Genomic DNA, 3212 nt, shown 5'->3' with positions numbered 1-3212 from the left:
CGCCAATTCCCCTTGCTATTTGGTATACTTATCCACAGCTGCTAGCATCAAACGCAGCGCCCGCCCCTGGGTCAAATTTCAATCAGCAGGGTGGGTCAATATTCGATCAGCGTCAACAAGTATGTCCCCACGCAGTCGCTAGCTCAAACCCGTATGTGCTTATGAACATGGTGCCCCTGCGAAGTGAAGTTAAGTGGTGCGAAATATCTTAGCACTCTGGTGCGCGTCGCCAGACGCGGGCGAACGTGGCAAACTCGTGCCGATTCACGTTCAGTCTTTCTTTTCCCTAAACTCACCCTCAATCACCGTGTCATGGGCGCTTGTTGGACTGTTTTGGTCAGATGCGAATTTGAAGAATGACGATTTCATTCGACCGAATACAGCTCGCCTCAGCCAAGGGAATGTGAGCAGAAACGCCGCAGAAAGCCCTGCAAACACTGCGGGCACGTAGTCGCCTCGCGACAGGAAGCTCAACAAGCACAGTGCGAGTAAGCTCACGATGAGTGGGCGACGGACAGGGACAGGTAGTAGACCAACGATGCGCAACTTACCTTGAGTTATCCAAGGAAATCTTGCAAAAAGACCGCCAAGAAGCAGTCCTGCGATGACCCGACCTGTGCCGAGCTGATCGGCCAACACCCCGATGACAAGGTAACCGGTGTAGGTCATCGTGCCGACCAAAGCTGCCAACACTAATAAGGCCGCAGCGATCGTGAGCTTTGGCATACGCGTGGCCGCTGTGACTAAAAAACGCAGGATTTGGGTACTCCGGTAAGTGGACATCGGCAGGCTATCACAAATTTTAACAGCACTCTCCTGGTCAGGGCTTTTCAATCAGCACCGGGTAAAGCGAGGCGCGAGTGATATTTCCCAGCTCCGGCAGATCAGTTGCGAAAGCAGCGGCTTGAAAATCCTTGTGTCGGTGGTTCGATTGCGCCCCGAGCCACCAAGAACAATAAAAGCCACCTTCGGGTGGCTTTTATTGTTGCTGAACTAAAAACTCTGTCCGGTCTATTCCGTCATCTTCCAGGCAAAAGCAATCGAGCAAGATCGAGCGTCCAAATGGCGATCACACGCTTGCCGTCGCCCTTGACGGTCTTGAGTGCGTGCTCGGCGGGCAGGTCGAGAACTTGATTCTATTGATCTCTTCGAGCCGCTCCTTGGTCAGGTTCTGCGCCGTCTTGGCGTTGAAAATCTGCCCCATGATGACGTACTCGTCCTTTTTGTCGGTGTACAGCAAAAGGCAAGCCGTAGGAGGACAATGGCAACGTACTCCGCGCGGACCACCATGAACAAATAAGGCGCGCCCCTCGGGCAGTGTCTTTGTTTGCGGGACGCGCTCGACGCGCTCCACTGCCCTTTCAATAGGCTATCATTGCAATGCGTAATGCCCTGCCCCACCCTGTACCGGTGGTACCCAACGAAAATGAACAGAAAATTCAAATGGATTCGGACCGCGAACTCTTGCTGTGCCACGCAATCGAAACTGGCCTCAGCGCTCAATACCACCTGATTCCCGAACTGACCGATGCGCTATGCATCATCGGACTCGACAATTCAATAATCGCATTGAAGCAAAAATTTGGCTTCGCCAAGAACGAAATGGTGCTTCGCCACCCCGCCATCGATGGCATCGTCGCGCACGTGGTCAACCTTGGTGTCGACAGCATCGGGAATGCGGGCGAACTGACACTGAAGGACTTTATTGGCGTAATCAACAAGATCAGGAAATCGGTGATTCGTCATTCTGTCTTCGGACCGCGTGCATACTTTGATTTCGTCAAAGACTATGTGTAGGCGCGAGCCCGAACTGACTGCCTGGATTGACGTACATGATGGCGAGGAACAGAACGGGAAGAAAGCTTGCTGCCAGCGCTTGAGTACGCGCTTTGGCACCGCCCAACTTTGCCGCCACATATCCGCCGGCGCCCTCCGATAACAAGGCCAGGAGCGGCCCCAAAATTGTCAACGGCGAAATTTCATATACCGCCGCTGTGGCCAGCGCCTGATCTGCCGAGAGCCCGCTTGCCATTGACAGGCGCATCGACACAGTGGCGAGCAGCGTACCAAAGAACGCTCCGCCCGCAATCGCCACACATCCGCCCATCATTGATGCGCCCCAGCTGAATTCCATCGAGCGTGTCGGCGTCGTGAGCGGTGCCATGGTTTTCCTTGGAAGGATTAGGTGAAGTGCGTGTCAGGATTGACACAAGCTGGGCGAAGTATGTGGCCGAAAACTTAACGCATCAATCCACACGCGCGCTTGACACGCGTTCGATCAAGTTATTTCGTGAAAGCAGCAAGCAGCGTCTGCGCGCACGACTGCTCACTAGCCTGCGCCGTACGCAAATGCACTTCGGGCGCCAGCGGCGCCTCGTAAGGGCTATCGATCCCGGTAAAGCTGGCCAGCTCACCGGCCAGGGCCCGCTTGTACAGGCCCTTGGGGTCGCGCCGGATGCATTCGTCGAGCGGCGCATCGACAAACACTTCGCGGAACTGCCCGGCCGCGAACAGGCTGCGGGCAAGCGCGCGCTCCGCGCGAAACGGACTGATCAGAGAGACGATCACGATCAGGCCGGCGTCGGTCATCAGCCGCGCCACCTGCGCCGTGCGGCGGATGCTCTCGACCCGGTCGGCCACGCTGAAGCCGAGGTCGGCGTTGAGTCCACAGCGCAGCGCGTCGCCGTCGAGCATATAGGTATGGCGGCCGGCGGCATGCAGCTGCGCCGCCACCAGCGCGCCGATGGTCGACTTGCCGGAACCGGACAGTCCGGTCAGCCACAGGCAGCCGGGTTGCTGCCGCTTGAGCGCGGCGCGCCCGGCCTGGTCGGGCGCCGGCGCCGGCGTCAGCCAGCCCTGCGCATCGCGCGCGGCGATCTGCGCGATCAATGGCAGACCCGCGCGCCGACGCGCCGTGCGTGGCCGGCATGCACCGGCGTTGGGGGGACTCGCATCGTTTTCCTTTCGAACATTGGCCGGGCGGGACAGGCCATCGCCGTCCATGTTACACAATTGCCGCGCCAAGGTGCATGCAGGCGCGCGGCCATTACGCGCACCCTCTACGGGCTTGGGTACGGCGAAGCGCACAATCATCTAGTGTAGTGCGTCATAAATAATAAGACTTATTATATATATGCATGTATCCTTGTCATATGGAGGGGAAATCATGCGTGTAGCGATGAAAGTTGAGTTGACGGAAGCGCAGCGTGGGG

General features: G+C 57.4%; 5 protein-coding genes. 1 reads left to right on the top strand and 4 read right to left on the bottom strand.

The window, feature by feature from the left end:
• Positions 1-270: 270 nt before the first annotated feature.
• Positions 271-726 carry a hypothetical protein gene (locus tag ACP7D4_RS27805; RefSeq protein ID WP_426212658.1) on the bottom strand — a complete coding sequence of 152 codons (456 nt, stop codon included), beginning with the start codon at positions 724-726 and terminating at the stop codon, positions 271-273.
• A gap of 343 nt (positions 727-1069) precedes the next feature.
• The gene (locus tag ACP7D4_RS27800) at positions 1070-1240 is read right to left on the bottom strand and encodes a hypothetical protein (RefSeq protein WP_426107835.1); all 171 of its coding nucleotides are present in this window, start codon (positions 1238-1240) and stop codon (positions 1070-1072) included.
• Positions 1241-1380: 140 nt separating this feature from the next.
• Here ACP7D4_RS27800 and ACP7D4_RS27795 point away from each other — a divergent pair, with 140 nt between their 5' ends.
• Positions 1381-1797 carry a hypothetical protein gene (locus ACP7D4_RS27795; RefSeq protein WP_426107834.1) on the top strand — a complete coding sequence of 139 codons (417 nt, stop codon included), beginning with the start codon at positions 1381-1383 and terminating at the stop codon, positions 1795-1797.
• On the opposite strand, the gene ACP7D4_RS27790 is transcribed toward ACP7D4_RS27795, so the two are convergent.
• Together ACP7D4_RS27790 and cysC are read right to left on the bottom strand one after the other, a co-directional pair.
• Positions 1781-2164: a hypothetical protein gene (locus ACP7D4_RS27790; RefSeq protein WP_426212656.1), complete on the bottom strand. Its 384-nt coding sequence runs from the start codon at positions 2162-2164 to the stop codon at positions 1781-1783. The genes ACP7D4_RS27795 and ACP7D4_RS27790 overlap by 17 nt on opposite strands.
• 119 nt (positions 2165-2283) lie before the next feature.
• Positions 2284-2889, bottom strand: a complete 606-nt coding sequence (gene cysC, locus ACP7D4_RS27785) for an adenylyl-sulfate kinase (protein ID WP_426107832.1) — start codon at positions 2887-2889, stop codon at positions 2284-2286.
• Positions 2890-3212: the final 323 nt, after the last annotated feature.

Source organism: Massilia sp. TWP1-3-3, assembly GCF_049897805.1.
Classification (GTDB): Bacteria; Pseudomonadota; Gammaproteobacteria; order Burkholderiales; family Burkholderiaceae_D; genus Telluria_A.
This window is presented reverse-complemented; position numbering and strand designations above follow the sequence as displayed.